The sequence below is a fragment of the uncultured Alistipes sp. genome (assembly GCF_910580175.1).
Taxonomy (GTDB): domain Bacteria; phylum Bacteroidota; class Bacteroidia; order Bacteroidales; family Rikenellaceae; genus Alistipes.
In genome coordinates this window covers 2,856-3,065 of sequence record NZ_CAJTXD010000012.1, presented here as the reverse complement: position 1 = coordinate 3,065, position 210 = coordinate 2,856, and the positions used below count along the sequence as shown (strand labels likewise).

1 pseudogene (cut by a window edge) is annotated in these 210 nt (G+C 65.7%); it reads right to left on the bottom strand.

Features of this window, described 5'->3' with window-relative positions:
* Nucleotides 1-210, bottom strand: a pseudogene (locus QZ298_RS08640) (carboxymuconolactone decarboxylase family protein) (its annotated part continues 584 nt past the right edge of the window); the annotation flags it as partial.

Below are 210 nucleotides of genomic sequence, written 5' to 3'. Positions count from 1 at the left end.
CGGCAGGCGATCGTACTGCGCATCGCTGACCGGTTCGAGCCACTCGGTGGAACCGTTCTCGCCCGCAATCTCGAAAGCGAGGTGGGCGAACCAACTGTCGGCCGCCGCGCCGTGCCAGTGTTTGACGCCGGCGGGAATGTGGATGACCGTTCCGGGCAGAATCTCTACTGCCGGTTGGCCCGCTTCCTGATACCAACCCCGTCCGGCCAC